The organism is Arthrobacter zhangbolii, from assembly GCF_022869865.1.
In the GTDB taxonomy this organism is placed as follows: domain Bacteria; phylum Actinomycetota; class Actinomycetes; order Actinomycetales; family Micrococcaceae; genus Arthrobacter_B; species Arthrobacter_B zhangbolii.
In genome coordinates this window covers 1,592,718-1,608,161 of the sequence record NZ_CP094984.1, presented here as the reverse complement: position 1 = coordinate 1,608,161, position 15,444 = coordinate 1,592,718, and the positions used below count along the sequence as shown (strand labels likewise).

17 protein-coding genes, 7 tRNA genes and 1 riboswitch are annotated in these 15,444 nt (G+C 65.8%); of the genes, 13 read left to right on the top strand and 11 right to left on the bottom strand.

The genetic code is table 11. From position 1 onward, the window contains the following. Nucleotide 1 precedes the first annotated feature (1 nt). The 7 genes from pnuC to MUK71_RS07445 form a co-directional block, all read right to left on the bottom strand. A complete protein-coding gene (pnuC, locus tag MUK71_RS07475) occupies nt 2-685 on the bottom strand; it encodes a nicotinamide riboside transporter PnuC (protein WP_227927949.1) in 684 nt (227 codons plus the stop codon). A gap of 168 nt (nt 686-853) precedes the next feature. After that, a riboswitch (FMN riboswitch) is annotated at nt 854-999 on the bottom strand. Between the two features lie 9 nt (nt 1,000-1,008). Beyond that, nucleotides 1,009-1,677, bottom strand: a complete 669-nt coding sequence (rpe, locus tag MUK71_RS07470) for a ribulose-phosphate 3-epimerase (protein WP_227927950.1) — start codon at nt 1,675-1,677, stop codon at nt 1,009-1,011. A gap of 24 nt (nt 1,678-1,701) precedes the next feature. Continuing rightward, nucleotides 1,702-3,195 (bottom strand): RsmB/NOP family class I SAM-dependent RNA methyltransferase, encoded by a 1,494-nt coding sequence (locus MUK71_RS07465; RefSeq protein WP_227927951.1) that lies wholly within the window; start codon nt 3,193-3,195, stop codon nt 1,702-1,704. After that, a complete protein-coding gene (gene fmt, locus MUK71_RS07460) occupies nt 3,192-4,127 on the bottom strand; it encodes a methionyl-tRNA formyltransferase (RefSeq protein ID WP_227927952.1) in 936 nt (311 codons plus the stop codon). The genes MUK71_RS07465 and fmt overlap by 4 nt, the downstream gene beginning before the upstream one ends. 5 nt (nt 4,128-4,132) lie before the next feature. After that, nucleotides 4,133-4,726: a peptide deformylase gene (def, locus tag MUK71_RS07455; RefSeq protein WP_227902129.1), complete on the bottom strand. Its 594-nt coding sequence runs from the start codon at nt 4,724-4,726 to the stop codon at nt 4,133-4,135. A gap of 44 nt (nt 4,727-4,770) precedes the next feature. Beyond that, nucleotides 4,771-5,685 (bottom strand): PD-(D/E)XK nuclease family protein, encoded by a 915-nt coding sequence (locus MUK71_RS07450; protein WP_227902130.1) that lies wholly within the window; start codon nt 5,683-5,685, stop codon nt 4,771-4,773. Between the two features lie 143 nt (nt 5,686-5,828). Continuing rightward, a tRNA-Val gene (locus MUK71_RS07445) sits at nt 5,829-5,903 on the bottom strand. Between the two features lie 223 nt (nt 5,904-6,126). Between MUK71_RS07445 and MUK71_RS07440 the strand changes: the two genes are divergently transcribed. From MUK71_RS07440 to MUK71_RS07415, 6 genes are all read left to right on the top strand, one after another. Further along, nucleotides 6,127-6,200, top strand: a tRNA-Gly gene (locus MUK71_RS07440). Between the two features lie 71 nt (nt 6,201-6,271). Beyond that, nucleotides 6,272-6,345: transfer RNA gene (locus MUK71_RS07435), tRNA-Cys, on the top strand. 37 nt (nt 6,346-6,382) lie between these two features. Next, nucleotides 6,383-6,454: transfer RNA gene (locus MUK71_RS07430), tRNA-Val, on the top strand. A 28-nt stretch (nt 6,455-6,482) separates the two neighbouring features. Next, nucleotides 6,483-6,556 (top strand) — tRNA-Gly (locus MUK71_RS07425). 56 nt (nt 6,557-6,612) lie between these two features. After that, a tRNA-Val gene (locus MUK71_RS07420) sits at nt 6,613-6,684 on the top strand. 25 nt (nt 6,685-6,709) lie between these two features. Further along, a tRNA-Gly gene (locus MUK71_RS07415) sits at nt 6,710-6,783 on the top strand. Between the two features lie 134 nt (nt 6,784-6,917). Here the strand turns inward: MUK71_RS07415 and MUK71_RS07410 are convergent. Then, on the bottom strand, nt 6,918-7,241 hold the full coding sequence (locus tag MUK71_RS07410; RefSeq protein ID WP_227927953.1) for a hypothetical protein: 324 nt from the start codon (nt 7,239-7,241) through the stop codon (nt 6,918-6,920). A gap of 65 nt (nt 7,242-7,306) precedes the next feature. Here MUK71_RS07410 and MUK71_RS07405 point away from each other — a divergent pair, with 65 nt between their 5' ends. Next, entirely contained in the window at nt 7,307-8,404 is a 1,098-nt protein-coding gene (locus tag MUK71_RS07405) for a ScyD/ScyE family protein (RefSeq protein WP_227927954.1), read from the top strand. Between the two features lie 121 nt (nt 8,405-8,525). Continuing rightward, nucleotides 8,526-8,783: an antitoxin gene (locus MUK71_RS07400; RefSeq protein ID WP_227902133.1), complete on the top strand. Its 258-nt coding sequence runs from the start codon at nt 8,526-8,528 to the stop codon at nt 8,781-8,783. Nucleotides 8,784-8,886: 103 nt separating this feature from the next. Here the strand turns inward: MUK71_RS07400 and zapE are convergent, their stop codons facing one another. After that, a complete protein-coding gene (gene zapE / locus MUK71_RS07395; RefSeq protein WP_227927955.1) occupies nt 8,887-9,924 on the bottom strand; it encodes a cell division protein ZapE in 1,038 nt (345 codons plus the stop codon). A gap of 228 nt (nt 9,925-10,152) precedes the next feature. Between zapE and MUK71_RS07390 the strand changes: the two genes are divergently transcribed. The 5 genes from MUK71_RS07390 to ybaK all read left to right on the top strand — a co-directional run bounded on the left by MUK71_RS07390 (nt 10,153) and on the right by ybaK (nt 13,234). Then, entirely contained in the window at nt 10,153-10,650 is a 498-nt protein-coding gene (locus MUK71_RS07390) for a hypothetical protein (RefSeq protein WP_227927956.1), read from the top strand. A gap of 150 nt (nt 10,651-10,800) precedes the next feature. Further along, complete coding sequence (locus tag MUK71_RS07385) at nt 10,801-11,190, top strand: hypothetical protein (protein WP_227927957.1); 390 nt, start codon at nt 10,801-10,803, stop codon at nt 11,188-11,190. 101 nt (nt 11,191-11,291) lie between these two features. Continuing rightward, nucleotides 11,292-12,203: a sulfurtransferase gene (locus tag MUK71_RS07380; protein ID WP_227927958.1), complete on the top strand. Its 912-nt coding sequence runs from the start codon at nt 11,292-11,294 to the stop codon at nt 12,201-12,203. 30 nt (nt 12,204-12,233) lie between these two features. Next, nucleotides 12,234-12,698 (top strand): SufE family protein, encoded by a 465-nt coding sequence (locus MUK71_RS07375; protein WP_227927959.1) that lies wholly within the window; start codon nt 12,234-12,236, stop codon nt 12,696-12,698. A 26-nt stretch (nt 12,699-12,724) separates the two neighbouring features. Next, nucleotides 12,725-13,234, top strand: a complete 510-nt coding sequence (gene ybaK, locus MUK71_RS07370; protein WP_227927960.1) for a Cys-tRNA(Pro) deacylase — start codon at nt 12,725-12,727, stop codon at nt 13,232-13,234. Here the strand turns inward: ybaK and MUK71_RS07365 are convergent. Beyond that, nucleotides 13,203-13,988, bottom strand: coding sequence for a class I SAM-dependent methyltransferase (locus MUK71_RS07365; RefSeq protein WP_227927961.1), 786 nt, complete (start codon nt 13,986-13,988; stop codon nt 13,203-13,205). The genes ybaK and MUK71_RS07365 overlap by 32 nt on opposite strands. A gap of 3 nt (nt 13,989-13,991) precedes the next feature. Continuing rightward, on the bottom strand, nt 13,992-15,371 hold the full coding sequence (locus MUK71_RS07360) for an MFS transporter (RefSeq protein ID WP_227927962.1): 1,380 nt from the start codon (nt 15,369-15,371) through the stop codon (nt 13,992-13,994). Nucleotides 15,372-15,444: the final 73 nt, after the last annotated feature.

The window sequence follows — 15,444 nt, the reverse complement described above, 5'->3', positions numbered from 1 at the left end:
GTCAGCGGGTCCGGATGTCCGGCATTAGGACTTCCACCTGCGGTTTTTCATTCTTCTTCGCCTTCCACCAGACAAAGAACCCGGCGAGGGTGAAGCAGCCGTAGAAGAGGTACATAAAGGCGGTGGCGTAGTAGCCGGCGCTGAAGAGCAGCGGGACGCCGACAATGTCCACGGCCACCCAGATCAGCCAGAATTCCACCCAGCCCTTGGCCATGCCGTACGTGGCAAGCAGCGAGCCAACGAAGGTCCAGGCGTCGGCCCACACGGGTTCGTAGGACCCCAGCCGGGCGAAGACCGGGGTCAGTGCCACGGTGCCCAGCAGCATCACCGTGACCAGGCCGATCCGCTGCCGGCCGGTCGCCCACTGCGGTGTCACGGCGGCGTCGCCGTTGGTTTTGCTCTGCTGCCAGCGCCGCCAGCCGTAGATGGACACTGCAATGAACATGATCTGGCGTCCGGCCTGGCCCAGCAGGGTGGCAGTGTCGGCCGAGCCGAAGATGGACCCGAGGAAAACGGTCAGCAAAAGCAAGTTGCCCAGGATGCCCACAGGCCAGGCCCAGACCTTGCGGCGCATACCGCCGAGGGCGCTGAGCAGTCCGAAGATGTTGCCGAGAAGTTCGCGCACCAGCAGCGAGCTTGAGCCCACCGGTAGCTGTGCGTCAAAGAGCCACCGCAGAAAATCCATGTCGTCCTTTATCCCTAAGCTGCTGCTCCGGGGCGGGGTACGACAGGCGTACGGCAGTGGGTGCGTCGCCGGCAGCCAGGGGTCCTTAACGGACCCGGTGAAACCCCGGCGGATTCCCGGTTAAGGGACCCGCGGCAGGGTTGGCAAAGCCGGCGGAACAACAAACTGCACGTGCTTCTCCCATCCAGACTTTAACTGTCGGTATCGGAATTTCACCGATTCAACCGAACCGCTTCCCCGAGGTTCTCGGATCAGCAGTGCGGGTCGCGGACTATAACCGCCGGTTCGGAATTACACCGACCCCGGAGCACGTTTGTTAGGAACTATTCTTGCACAGCCGCTTCCGCGGACGCGCGGAGTTTACGTATAGCGTCATTAGGATCACCCGATCCGTAAACCGCGGACCCGGCCACAAAGACGTTCGCGCCGGCTTCCGCGGCCCGTTCAATGGTCTCGGCAGAAATTCCGCCGTCCACCTGGATCGCCAGCGGCAGCCCGGACCCGCGGACCGCTTCGGCGGCCCGGCGGATCTTGGGCAGCGTCACGTCCAGGAACTTCTGTCCGCCGAAGCCCGGCTCCACCGTCATGATCAGCAGCATGTCCAGCTCGGAGAGCATGTCCAGGTACGGCTCCACCGGAGTGGCCGGGCGCAGCGCCATACCGGCCTTGGCACCGCGGTCCCGCAGGTCACGCGCCAGCTTGATCGGCGCCGTCGCGGCCTCCACATGGAAGGTGACCGAAGCCAGGCCCGCCTCGGCGTAGAGCGGAGCCCACCGGTCGGCGTCGGAAATCATCAGGTGCGCATCCAGCGGCAGCTTGGAGACCTGCTGGATCCGCTCCACTACGGGCAGCCCGATGGTCAGGTTGGGCACAAAGTGGTTGTCCATAACGTCTACGTGCACCGCGTCGGCAGCGCTGATCCGCTCCAGTTCGGCTTCAAGGTTGACGAAATCTGCCGAGAGGATGCTCGGGTTGATGCAGCACTTGCTCACTTGGGTCTCCGTGGGTTGGGCGGATCAGATCTTGCGGCGGATGAGCGCCAGGAACATGGCGTCGGTGGAGTGGATGTGCGGCCACAGCTGGGCGGTGGACTCGTGTCCGGCCTCCAGCGCACCGGGCAGGCTGGCCGCATCCAGTGCCGCACCGGCATCCAGCAGCTCCAGGTCGTTGCGCTTGCGCAGCACGTCGGCGACGACGGCGGTGGTCTCGGCAGGGTGCGGCGAGCACGTCACGTACGCCACCACGCCGCCGGGCTTTACGGCGTCAACGGCGGTGGTCAGCAGTTCGCGCTGCAGGATGCCCAGATCGCCGACGTCGCCGGGCTGGCGGCGCCAGCGCGATTCGGGGCGGCGGCGCAGGGCGCCAAGGCCGGTACAGGGGGCGTCCACGAGGATCCGGTCAAAGGTCTCCGGATAGTCCTCGGCAATGGTGCGTCCGTCGCCGGTGCGAACGTTCCAGGTTTCCCCGGGGACCGCGTCCAGGGCTTGGCGGACCAGCTGGGCCCGGTGCGGAGCCGGCTCGTTGGCCAGCAGCACGGCGCCCTGCTCATGGGCCAGTGCGGCCAGCAGCGTGGCCTTCCCGCCGGGACCGGCGCACATGTCCAGCCACTTTTCCACGCCGTCCTCATCGATGGAGGACCCGTCCAGCTCCACTTCAGCCAGGGCACGGGCCACCAGCTGCGAACCGGCGTCCTGCACCCGGGTGGTGCCGGCGCGCACGGAGTCCAGCCGGCCGACGTCGCCGGCCGCGAACAGTGCGGAATCCTTCACCAGTTCACCGTCGGTTGCACCGGCTTTCCTGGCTTCGTCCAGATCACCCAGACCGGGCAGCGCCACCAGGTTCACCACGGGTGCGTCGTTGTCGGCGCGGAGCAGGTCGGTGATTTCCTCGACACTGCGGCCGTGGGCCACCAGGGACTGCCGCAGTGCGCGGACAATCCATTCGGGATGGCTGTGCTCAATGGCGGCACGCTTAACCGCATCGGTTTCCCCGGCGGTGAGGATCTCCACCCAGTCCTCCAGGCTGCGGGCCGAAACCTTGCGCAGCACTGCATTGATCAGCGCCGAGGGTCCGGCCCCGATGACGGCGCGGGCCAGGCCCACGGTCTGGTCCAGGGCCGCGTGGGCGGGCACGCGCATGGCCAGCAGCTGGTGCGCACCGATCCGCAGCGCATCCAGCACCGCCGGGTCCAGACGCTCCAGGGGACGGTCCACGCACTTGGCCAGGATGGCGTCATAGGTGCCCTGGCCGCGCAGCGCACCGTAGGCCAGTTCCGTGGCGAAGCCGGCGTCGCGCTTATCCAGCCGGTGTTTGCGGATGCTCTTGGGCAGCACCAGGTTGGCGTACGCGTCCTCGCCGGAGACGGCGCGGAGCACCTCGAACGCCACCAGGCGGGCGGGATCGGCCGCGCGGGTGCGCTGGCCGGGAGCAACGGCGGTGCGGGTTTTCACGGCGGCGCGGCGGCGTTCGTGGCCCTTTTCGTTGCGTTTCTTTTCGGGCTGGGAGGTCATTCGAAGACCACGTCCTCACGGTTGGCGAGGCCGCGGGCCCAGTCGGCCCCCGGCATCATTTTCTTGCCGGCAGGCTGCACGCGCAGCAGTTCCAGGGCATGGGAGCCGGTGCCCACCAGTGCGGCTGCGCTGCCGCCTCCGCTGAAGCGGACCTGGCCGGGGCGCAGGTCGGTGATGTCCGGGCGCAGGGCTGCGGCGCCGATCTTGAACCGGGCGCCGTCCCATGAGGTCCAGGCACCGGGCTCGGGGGTGACCCCGTTGATACGGCGGCGGATGGCCAGGGCGGGCTGGGTCCAGTCCACCCGGGCATCCTCGATGGTGAGCTTGGGGGCCAGAGACACCTCGCCCTGCTGGGGTACGGCCACCGCGGCACCGGATTCCACGGCGCTGAGCGTCTGGGTCAGCAGCACGGCACCGGAATGCGAGAGCCGTTCCAGCAGGTCCCCGCTGGTGTCATCGGGCTGTACGGTTTCGGTCAGCGTGCCGTAGACGGGACCGGTATCCAGCCCCGCCTCCAGCAGGAATGTGGAGGCACCGGTGACATCGTCGCCGGCAATGACCGCATGCTGCACCGGAGCTGCACCTCGCCAGGCGGGCAGCAGGGAGAAGTGCAGGTTGATCCAGCCGTGCTTCGGGACGGTGAGGGCACGGGCCGGAACCAGTGCGCCGTACGCCACGATCGCGGCGACGTCGGGCGCCAGGGCGGCGATGGCGGTAATGGCTTCATCGTCGACTTTGGCTGCTCGGATCACGGGAAATCCCAGTTCCTCGGCGCGGGCCGCCACCGGTGACGGGGTTAAGACCTTCTTCCGGCCCAGCGGAGCATCGGGACGGGTCAGGACGCCGACGACGTCGAACCCGGCGCGAACGAGGGCGTCCAGGGACGGAACGGCAACCGAGGGGGTACCGGCAAAAAGAACTCGAAGCGCCACGCGGACTAGGCCCCTGCCTTGTTGCGGGCGCCGAAGGAACCGCCGCCGAACGAGCCGAAGCTGGAGCCCACGCTCTGCGCCCGCTCGCTGACGGTGCGGGCGGCAACCGCGTCATACTCGCGTTGGCGGATGGCACGCAGCGCGGCCTTGCGGTCCTCGCCTTCGAGCCGGTCAATATAGAGCGAACCGTTCAGGTGGTCGGTTTCATGCTGGAAACAGCGCGCGAGCATGCCTTCGCCCTCAATGCTGATCGGGTTGCCGTGCAGGTCTACCCCCGTGACGCGGGCCCAGCGGAAGCGCGGTGTCGTGTAGCCGAGTCCGGGGATGGACAGGCAGCCCTCGAGGTGGTCCTCCTGGCGGTCCTCGCTTAGTTCCAGCACCGGGTTCACCACGTGGCCGGACTGACCGTCAATCCGATAGGTGAAAACCCGGAGGCTGACGCCGACCTGCGGGGCCGCCAGCCCGGCGCCGTCGACGTCCTCCATGGTCTCCTCCATGTCCGCTACCAGCTTGGCCAGTTCGGGCCCGAACTCGGTGACGTCTTCGGCCCGGGTCCGCAGAACCGGGTCGCCGAGGGTGCGGATAGTGAGGATGGCCATCGGGTGTTCGTTCCTTACTGTTGCTGCTTGGGATCGAATCCAGTCTAGTTGGCTCCGCCGCTCACCGGGACGGCTGGCGGCTGGATGGGGGTCTCAGATCCCGGAGCGGCATGGGCACCCACCGGAGGCGGCGGCACGGGCAGCAGTGCCCGGCCCGCAGACACTGCGTCCATGCTGGTCTGCCAGACCCGGCGCAGGGCGCAGAACTTGTACCAGTGCTGCGGCAGGACAGCAGGGTTGGCGCGCATGGGCCGTACCTCGGTCTGCCCGACGGCGACGCCGAGCAGCAGCGGCTCCTGCCCGTAGGCCCACGGTTCCCAGGTCCCGGCACCTGCGTCGACCAGGGATTCCTGGGCCTTCATCCCGGCAACCAGCTGCATGACCACTTTGTCATCGAGCGGCTTCACCTGTCCGTCGCGGTCCGTTTTTTTGGTTTTGTAGTCGATCAGGCACAGCCGGCCGCCAATCCGGGCCACCAGGTCCAGGGTGCCGGCGTAACCGACCTCGGCATTCCAGACGGTGATCTCCGGGGCAATGGGCTGGACTTCGTAGAGCTTCCACCATTCATCGAACCGGTCCGCGAACTGGTGTTCACCGCGGGCAGCCAGGTCCTCGCGGGCACGTTCGAGTTCATGCGGCCGGTCCAGTGCGCGCAGTGCCACCTGCTCCGCATAGAAGTGGACGCGCGTTCCCCGTTCCGCGGCGGCGTCGCGGTAGCGTTCGGACGCCGACGATGCGTCCTTTACGACGCTGCGCAGCGCGGACGGGTTTCCCAGGGCGGCGCTCAGCTTGGGATCCTTCACGACGGCGGTGGCTGCCATGTAGCTGTGCCAGCCGTCCAGGGACGTGGAGCCCTGGGCAATCACCGTAGTTATGGAGGGCACCGTGGGCGGTTCGGAAAGCGACCGCGAGTACATCCGTCCATATTCGGTAGCGTGTGCCAATGCTGGTTCAGTCATGTCTCCAGTCTGCCACCCGGCGGTGACAGTCCGCGTGCTGACCTGCCCGGGCCGGTGCAGGCAGCAGGACGCCGGAAGTGCAAGCGCTCCGGGCACAAAAAAGGCCGCCACCTTCCCGAAGGGGAAAGTAACGGCCTTTTAGCTGGTGGGCGATACTGGGTTCGAACCAGTGACCTCTTCGGTGTGAACGAAGCGCGCTACCACTGCGCCAATCGCCCAGCTTTTGCTGTTGCCAGCCGGTGTGCCCGGAAGCACTCCAACGAGTAAAGATGCTAGCCCAGATCCGGCGGGAGTCCAAACCGGCAGGTCAACGGCGTCGCAACCCGGGCCGATTGGACGAACCCGCAAACGTCCTATAGAGTTTTTCTTCGTTGGAAAGCGGGGGTTCGCCGCGGAAAGCGCAAGCATTCCGAGGCAAATAACCCCTAAGTTCTTCAACATGCGGACGTAGCTCAGCTGGCTAGAGCACCACCTTGCCAAGGTGGATGTCGCGGGTTCGAATCCCGTCGTCCGCTCGCAAGTCACTGTACAAGCTGTTCCCTGGATGTTTCATGGATCGGCCAGCCAAAGCTTATGCTGCGGTTACGGTGGGGTGGCCGAGAGGCGAGGCAGCGGCCTGCAAAGCCGTATACGCGGGTTCGAATCCCGTCCCCACCTCCACGGTGATATGTAAAGCAACACCAAGACCCATTTATGGGCGCGATTGGCGCAGCGGTAGCGCGCTTCCCTGACACGGAAGAGGTCACTGGTTCGATCCCAGTATCGCGCACGACAGTACTGTTTTTCGGTGCTTTCTTGCGGACGTAGCTCAGCTGGCTAGAGCACCACCTTGCCAAGGTGGATGTCGCGGGTTCGAATCCCGTCGTCCGCTCTCCCTGCTGCTTATGGTTTTCCAGGAGTAATCCTGAACGGGCCGGGCAGTATAGGGCGCGATTGGCGCAGCGGTAGCGCGCTTCCCTGACACGGAAGAGGTCACTGGTTCGATCCCAGTATCGCGCACGAACAGTTTCGGCTGTTTACATTTGCGGACGTAGCTCAGCTGGCTAGAGCACCACCTTGCCAAGGTGGATGTCGCGGGTTCGAATCCCGTCGTCCGCTCTCCCCCGGTCCATTCGGCCGGAAAAGGAAGGAACAGGTTCTCGCCTGTTCCTTCTTTTGTTTAAGCTGCCTTTTGTTTTGGCCCGGACCAATGGCGCGGGGCTGATCGCTTTGATGGCCGACCGCACCGCCGGCTAGCTTTCGATGGCCTGTGCCATCTGTTCAGCGGAGGGAAGGTCGGCCAGCACCACCTGGTAGCGGTGACCGTGCGCGTCCGAAAATGTCACGGCGCCTCCACCACCCATGTTCAGCCTCGTCAGCGAACCGCGTTCGTGCCGGGTCACCGGCCAGTTGACCAGCCCGGTGTTCAACCCGGTGTCTTTGGCCACAGCGACGTTGTGCACGCTTCCCTGCTGGACGGAGCGCTTCCACAGCGGTCCCCTGAGGATAATCTCCTGCCCGTCCACCTCGACGGTAATCCGTACGAGGAAGCACCACCAGACAGCCGCCAGCAACAAGGCAGCAGCGGTTATGTACAGCGACCAACATTGGGCTGCTCAAGTCAGTTGACCGGAACGGCAACGTGGAAACCGTCGCCGACATTGCCGGCTATGAATACGCTGCCAACCCGGACGGCATCAACACCTACGGCTTTGAGGAAGCGCTCCCGGCTGAATGCGCGGCGCAATTGCCGGAAGGCATCGCTCCGGCTCCGTACACCGGACTGCCCGATTCCAACCCGGTGGCCTCCGTGCCGGGCCGGAACGGGATAGTGGTCGCCGACGCCGGGATGAACGCCCTGGTGCTGGCACGCTACAACGGGAGTGTTTCCACCGTGGCCAGCCGGATCCCGTGTGTCCTGCTGCCGCGGGCTAACGAGCACCGCTCGGAAACGAAGAGGGGGAAGGGCGTGGCGTCGAAGGCACCGGCAGGCAGTGTCACCTTTGTGGAACGTTCACCCGGCTGGCTTCGATGGGGCGGCGGCGCGTTTCTGGCGACAGTAGCCCGCTGCGGTGGCTGTCGGGGCAGCCATCGAGTCAGTCTGGGCGTGTTGCCGGCGATCCCGTTTACCTTCCCGGCCGGCGCCGGGTACCCCGACTGCATTGTCGGACTCACCTACCGGGCCGAAGGTGTCCCGACCGACGTCGAACGCGGACCTGACGGCGCCCTGTATGTGACTTCGCTGCCGGGATTCTTTGACGCCGGAGTCCCCGGATCGGTCTACCGAATCAATCCGGTGACGGGCGTGCCGGAGCTGGTGGCCTCGGGATTCGTCGGGGCCACGGGACTGGCGCTGAACAGGAAAGGGGACATCTTCGTAGCGGAACTCTTCGGCAACCGGGTTTCCGTGGTGCCATCCGGGTCAGATACCCCCGAGCTGTTCCTGGAGGCCAACCAGCCTGCTGCGGTTGAACTGCGCGGGGACGGTTTGTACGTAGCGGTGGATGCCCTGGCCGGTGGAGCACCAGTTGAGCCGGGTGCACGGCAAGCGGGCCCACAGCAGCCGCCGGCCCCGGAACCTCCGGCGGAACCGGAACCGGAACCAGCACCGGAAACCAGCAGCATCATCCGGATCGATCTGGACAACAACTGCCGCGGCCACCATCACCGCGGCGGACATGGCGGCGGATATGGCGGGCACGCCGATTACGGTGTCCTCGACGACGGGGCAGAGGACTGAGTATCCCAACGAAAGCCGGGATATGCCATAAGAGAAAAGTCCTTTCCTCCGCCCCCTTGCCGGATCTAGGATGGACGCGAACGGGAAACGAGCGGGTTTCCCCTGTGAAAGGAGGTGATCCGTGTCTGTATTTGACGAGCTCAAGGGCAGGGCCGGAGAGCTGAAGGACAAGGCCGCCGGATTTGTGGGCGAGAACGCCGACAAGATCAAGGGCGGAATCGATCAGGCCGGCAACTTCGTGGACCAGAAGACGGGCCACAAGTACTCCAGCAAGATTGATGGCCTCCAGAACAAGGTTTCCGAAGCGGTGGATAAGACCAACCGCGGCAAGGAACCCGGAACCGGTGACGGTCCCGGGCAGACCCCTCCGGCCCAGTAAGCCTGCCGGGCACGACAAGAAGCGCCGGTCCCGCCGAGAGGCGGCACCGGCGCTTTCGTCGTTTAAGCGCTCGTGTTTATGTGCCGGGCTGGTAGTCAGGAAACTAGGATTCCTCGCCGGTCTGGCCTTCACGGGCCAGGGCAGTCAGGCGCGAGACGGCGCGGAAATACTTCTTCATGTAACCGCCGCCCATCATTTCCTTGGTGAACAGCTGGTCGAACGGCACGCCGCTGGCCAGGATCGGCACGTCCTTGTCATAGAGCCGGTCAGCCAGGACTACGAACCGCAGCGCGACCGACTGCTCGGTAATCGTCTGCACGTTGTGCCAGACCACGGCATCCACACCGTCAATGAGCTGCCGGTAACGGCTGGGGTGGACGCTGGACAGATGGGCAATCAGCTCGGAGAAGTCATCGGCAGCAACCGTCTTGCCGCTGAACTCCGCTTCCATCCGGGATTCCAGCTCGTCGTCCTCCAGCGGTGCCGGGGATTCGGGCAGCCCGCGGTGACGGTAGTCCTCGCCGTCGATCCGCACGACGTCGAACTGGTCCGCCAGAACCTGGATTTCGCGCTGGAAGTCGACGGCGGCAAAGCGGCCCTCGCCCAGGGATCCCGGCAGGGTGTTGGACGTGGCAGCGAGCTTGACGCCGGCGTCGGCCAGTTCGCGCATCAACCGGGACATCAGCACGGTGTCCCCCGGATCGTCGAGCTCGAATTCATCAATGCAGACCAGTTTGTAGGTGCTCAGGGCGTCCACCGTCTTGCGGAAGGACATGGCTCCAACCAGGTTGGTGTACTCCACGAACGTGCCGAAAGCCTTGGGGCCCTCCACGGCATGCCAGAGCGAGGCAAGCAGGTGGGTCTTACCGACGCCGAAGCCGCCGTCCAGATAGAACCCCGCCTTGCCCTGGGGCTTTTTCCCGCCGAAAAGCTTCCGCAGTCCGCTCGGTTCCGGCGTATCCACGCTGGCTGCGAATCCGCGCATCGCTTCCACAGCCTGCGCCTGGGAGGGCTGCTGCGGGTCTGGACGGTAGGAATCAAAGGACACGCTGCCGAAGCGGGGCGAGGGAAAGAATCCCTGCAGCAGTTCGTCCACGGATACCTGGGGAGTCCGTTCTGTCAGGTGCTCCAGTTGTGCCACTGCGCGCTGTCCGTCCGTTCCATGCCTGCGGCCGGCAGGGACCTGCCGGGCTCTGATGCTGTTTCTTTACTGCCTGTTGCTTTGCTGCTTGCTGCGGCATTTTGCCGCCCTGCAAACGATACGCCAACCCGCCCGCCAACCGGCACTGCACGGTTCCCGCCGCGAAACACGCCGCTAAACACATCGCGGCTCTGGACGGACGTACCGGCACCGCGAATACTCGGGGACATGGCACGGCATGTAGCAAGGGCGCGGCGCACCCGCACGGAACGGACCCTGCTCGGGCTGGAATTCGGCACTGCCGCCTCAGCCCTTGGCGGCGGGATCCTGCTGGCCCTTCGTCCCGACGGTGCTTTCCTGCACGCGGATCCGCACGTGCTGCAGCGCACCCCGTTCACGAACTGGCGGGTGCCCGGTCTTCTCCTGGCCGCGGGCTGCGGCGGCGGATTCCTGGCAGCCGGCGTGCTGACCCTGGGCAGGCACCGTGCCGCACGCCCGGTTGCCGTTGCGGCCGGCACGGCATTGATCGGTCTCGAGGCGTGGGAAGTCGCTTTTGTCGAGTTCCAGCCGCTGGAGGCGATGTTCGCCGGCGTCGGTGCCGCCGTCGTGGTGCTGGCCCTGCGCCTCCCCCGCTTCCCCGAGCCCCAATCTCCGGATCCCTGCTTCCCCGACCCCCGCTCCCCCGACTCCGGCTTCCCCGACCCTGAATCCCCGGCGACACGATAAATCTCGCTGCCCCGAGACGGTCATGCGCTGCGTTCTCTGTGATTGTGTCCTGTGGAAGCATGTATCTCCCCGCGCGGACCTTATGGACGGAGTTGACCCATGGCAGGTACGGACAGACCAGGCCGGGGCGCTCCGCCCATCCGGCGAGCCATGATTACCGCAGGACTGCTCTGCCTGGCCGCCGTTGCGGCCCCCGCGCTGGCCGGATGTGACCCGAGGTCGGGCCTGACACCCCGGCAGGTAATCGAGGGCTTCGCAGCCACTCCGGACCTGCCCGCCACAAATCCCCGGGATGTCACCTCCGAACGGTGCGGTGACGGCGGTGACGACGTTGGCTGCGAGGAAGCCGTCCAGGCGGACGAACTCACGGTGTACGGCTTCGCTAAGAAGGAGGACGCGGCAGCTTTTGCCCGCTCGCTGGGGCGCAACGGGTACCAGTCCGACTGGATTGTGCTCGAATACGACAACGCTGCCGCAGACACCGATGAGGCCAAGGCCTCGTATGCAACCCAAGTGGACGGAACGTGGACTTCGGACTGAGCCCGCCACCGCGGATTACCCCGCAGGAAGTTTTCACCTCCCGGCGTCGTTAGGCTTAGTAGAAGCCCGCAAGCAAAAAGCCGAGGAAAGAAGTTTCGCGTATGTCGATCGCCGCTGACAGCAACCCCAAGTTCGCCGCCTATGCCCACCCGGAACGTCTGGTCTCCACTCAATGGCTGGCCGATCAGCTCGAAACCGGGAACCCGGAGAACAATCTGGTGGTCCTGGAATCCAACGAGGACATCCTGCTGTACGAAACGGGCCACATCCCCGGCGCCCGCAAGATTGACTGGCACACGGACCTGAACGATGCCGATACCCGCGATTTCGTGGACGGCGAAGCCTTCGCGCAGCTGATGTCCCGCAAGGGCATTACCCGCGACTCCACCGTGGTGCTGTACGGCGATAAGTCCAACTGGTGGGCTGCCTACGCCCTGTGGGTTTTCACCCTCTTCGGCCACGAGGACGTCCGCCTGCTCGACGGCGGCCGGGACAAGTGGGTTGCCGAGGGCCGCCCCATGACCACGGACAAGGTCACCGTGGAGGCCACCGATTACCCGGTAGTGGAGCGCAACGACGAGAAGATCCGTGCGTTCCTGCCCGACGTCGTCGGCCACCTGGGCAAGGGACCGCTGATCGATGTCCGCTCCCCCGCCGAATACACTGGTGAACGCACCCACATGCCGGACTACATGGACGAGGGCGCCATGAAGGGCGGGCATATCCCCACCGCCAAGTCGGTGCCCTGGGGCAAGGCTGCCGCGGAAGACGGCACCTTCCGCAGCCGCGAGGAACTCGAGGCCCTCTACAAGGACGGCGCCGGACTGCAGGAGGGCGACGACGTCGTTGCCTACTGCCGCATCGGCGAACGTTCCAGCCACACATGGTTTGTGCTCAAGCACCTGCTGGGCTTCGATTCCGTCCGCAACTATGACGGATCCTGGACTGAGTGGGGCAACGCGGTGCGCGTTCCCATTGCGCGCGGCGAAGAGCCCGGCAACGCACCCCGCTGATCCACCACTGCATAACGAAAGAATTCCCTGATGACTGCCACCCCCGAAACCGCCGTCCCGGACTCCCTGGCCGAGATTGTCGACGACTTCCAGGCACTGGAGGAAGCCGAGCGGCTTGAACTGCTGCTGGAATTTTCCCGCGACCTGCCTGACCTCCCGGCCGAAATAGCGGACCGGCCCGAACTGCTCGAGCAGGTGGTGGAGTGCCAGTCACCGGTGTTCCTCAGCCTGGATGTGGATGACTCCCCCGAGCACCTCGTGACCCTGTTCTTCAAGGCACCCAAAGAGGCCCCCACCACCCGCGGTTTCGCCGGCGTGCTCTACGAGGGACTGAACGGTCTGCCGGCGGAGCAGATCCTCGCCGTCCCCGCCGATGTTCCTGACCGTTTGGGCCTCACCCGTGCCATCACCCCGCTGCGCATGCGCGGGATGTCCGCCATGCTGGGACGTATCAAACGCCGCCTGGCCGAGCACGAGAAGCTTCGCCAGGCGTAGACGCACCAAGGCGGAAGGCTCCAGCGATGGCAGGGAACCGGGACAAGCATGCGGGCAGGGGCGCGACGCCGGCCACGCGGCTGCTGGATCAGCACAAGGTCCGCTATACCGTGCGGCACTACGAGCACGACGCCGGCGCTCCCTCCTACGGGCTGGAGGCGGCAGAAAAGCTGGAGCTTCCGCCGGAAGCGGTCTATAAAACGCTGATGGTGGATCTGGGCGGGCATCTGGCCGTAGCCATGGTGCCCGTGGCCCTGAACCTGGATCTGAAGAAGTTCGCCGCCCTGATGGGTGCCCGCAAGGCCGTGATGGCGGACCGGCACGAGGCGGAAAAACGCACCGGCTACGTGGTGGGCGGGATTTCGCCGCTCGGCCAGAAACATTCCTCACCGGCCGGCATCGACAACCGGGTGGAACTGCTGGACACCGTCTACGTGTCCGGTGGGCGGCGGGGACTGCAGATCGGCTTGTCGCCCTTTGACCTGATCCGGCTGACGCACGCTGTCACGGCACCGATTGCAGCGGTGCCGGCCTAGAGCCCGGCTTCACGAACGTCCGGTACCACCCGCCAGGCACGTTCAGGGCTTCCTCAGATGGTGCAGCGCGTAGCCGTAGCTGAGCCGGACGCGTTCCGGGCCGGCGGCCAGCCAGGCCTCCGCGGCACCGTTGGGGAATTCCATCCGCACGACGTCGGCCAGGTCCTGTGCGCTGTCGAAGGTCCAGCTGCTCATCACGTGTTCGTTGATGCACCGCGGGCCTTCCACCGCCATCGCCCTGGCCTGCCGACGCGTTGGCAGCCTCGAGCAGCTCCGCGAACTCGCCGTCGTGCTGGTCATTATCGATCACCACCAGGGATCCGCCGGGGCGCAGAACCCGCTGGACCTCGGCCAGTCCGGCGGAGCAGTCGTTCTGCGGCGACGGAAAGAAGTACGCGAATCTGGCGTGCACCAGGTCCACCGAATGATCCGGCAGCGGAATGTGCTCCGCGGAGCCCTGCAGCACGGAGGCGCCGCCGGGGCGGGCCCGTGCTGCGGCCAGCAGTTCGGGATCCGGTTCAACGCCGATCACCGAGGCCGCCAGCTCCGCATAGCGCGGCAGCCAGAACCCGGTGCCGCAGCCCAGGTCCAGAATGACGCGGCCGGCCCACGGAGCCAGCCGGGCAAGGGCAGCCCACACCAGCCCTTCACGGTCCAGGGCAGGGTTCTCGATCTCATACAGGTCCGGGTGCAGCCCCTGGTTCCAGGCGCGGAAGAAGTCTGCCGGCATTCCGGCCTGGTCATGGTTCAGCATCGGTTACTCGTCAGCATTGGTTCCCCCATTGGTACGGCTTTGCTTCACCGAAGATACCGGTTCATCGGGGGAAACCGGTTCCTTGGCCGATACCGGCCCGGCGGGCTCACCGTCCGGGAGGTGCCGCATCCCGCGCAGCGGTGACAGGAGCACCGGAAGGAAGGCCAGGCAGGCCAGGGCGCCGGCAATCCAGAGCGCAGCCCGTGCTCCGTAGGCCTGCCCCAGCACTCCGCCGAGGACCGCGCCGACAGGCTGGGTGCCCCAGACCAGGAACCGCATGGTGGCATTCATCCGCCCGAGCAGCCTGTCGGGGGTCACCCGCTGCCGGAAGCTGACCTGCGCGATGTTGTAGATCACGACACCGAAACTGGCGACCCCCAGGCCTGCCGCCCCAAGCCAGACCAACCAGCCGTTCGTAGCCGCGGGCCAGAGCAGGGCGAAAGGCGCCGTTGCCGCCACTGTGATCCAGATGGCCGGACCCTCACCCAACCACGCGGTTATCCGCTTCGCGGCCAGGGCCCCCAGCAGCCCGCCGATTCCCAGCACGGAAAAGACGACCCCCATCTGCCCCGATCCGAGCCCAAGGTCGCGGGGAAGAAAAAAGATCAGCATCGCCATGTAGGCGGAGAATGCCAGGTTAAAGAGGCCGCTGGACCCGACGATGGCGCGCAGCAGGGGGTTGGCCAGGACAAATCGCAGGCCCTCGGCGACGTCCGCGAAAAGCTTCGACCCGGGTTCCCGCTCAGGTTGGGCCTGCGATTTCCGGATCCGGAAGACGAAAAGTGCTGACAGGCCCATGGCCAGGGCATCCAGAACCAGGGCGATGGGCGCGGTGAGCCAGGCAATGAGCTGGCCGGCCACGGCGGGGCCGCCCAGCTGGGCTACGGACCGCACGGTTTCCAGGCTGGCATTGCCGTCCACCAGCCGGCTGCGGCCGATGAGGTGCGGAAGGCAGCTCTGGTACGCCACGTCGAAGAACACGCTGAAGATGCCGGTGACCAGCGCCACCGCGTAGAGCTGCCAGATGGACAGCGCTCCCAGCCACCAGGCCAGTGGAATCGTCAGCAGGACCACTGCCCGGATGACGTCGGAGAGAACCAGGACATGCCGGTACCTCAGCCGGTCCACCCAGACACCGGCCGGCAGGCCGACCAGCAGGAACGCCACGCTGCTCATGGCAGCCAGCAGTCCCACTTCCAGTTCGCCGGCGTTCAGCGAGAGCACGGCCACCAGCGGAAGGGCAAGGCCGGAGACCTCCTGCCCGAATCTGCTCAGTGCCGTGGAGTAAAAGAGGTTGCGGAAATCGTGCTCCCGCAGCACCCCGCGGCTTGGCTTTTCCGGGCTACCCGTATTCGTATTTGCCGCAGCCCCACCCGATGTCATGCCGTGTCCGTCGTCATGCGATTGACTTTGAACAATCGATTGAGTTTTGTCAATGGGCCTCTGGTATTCTGCC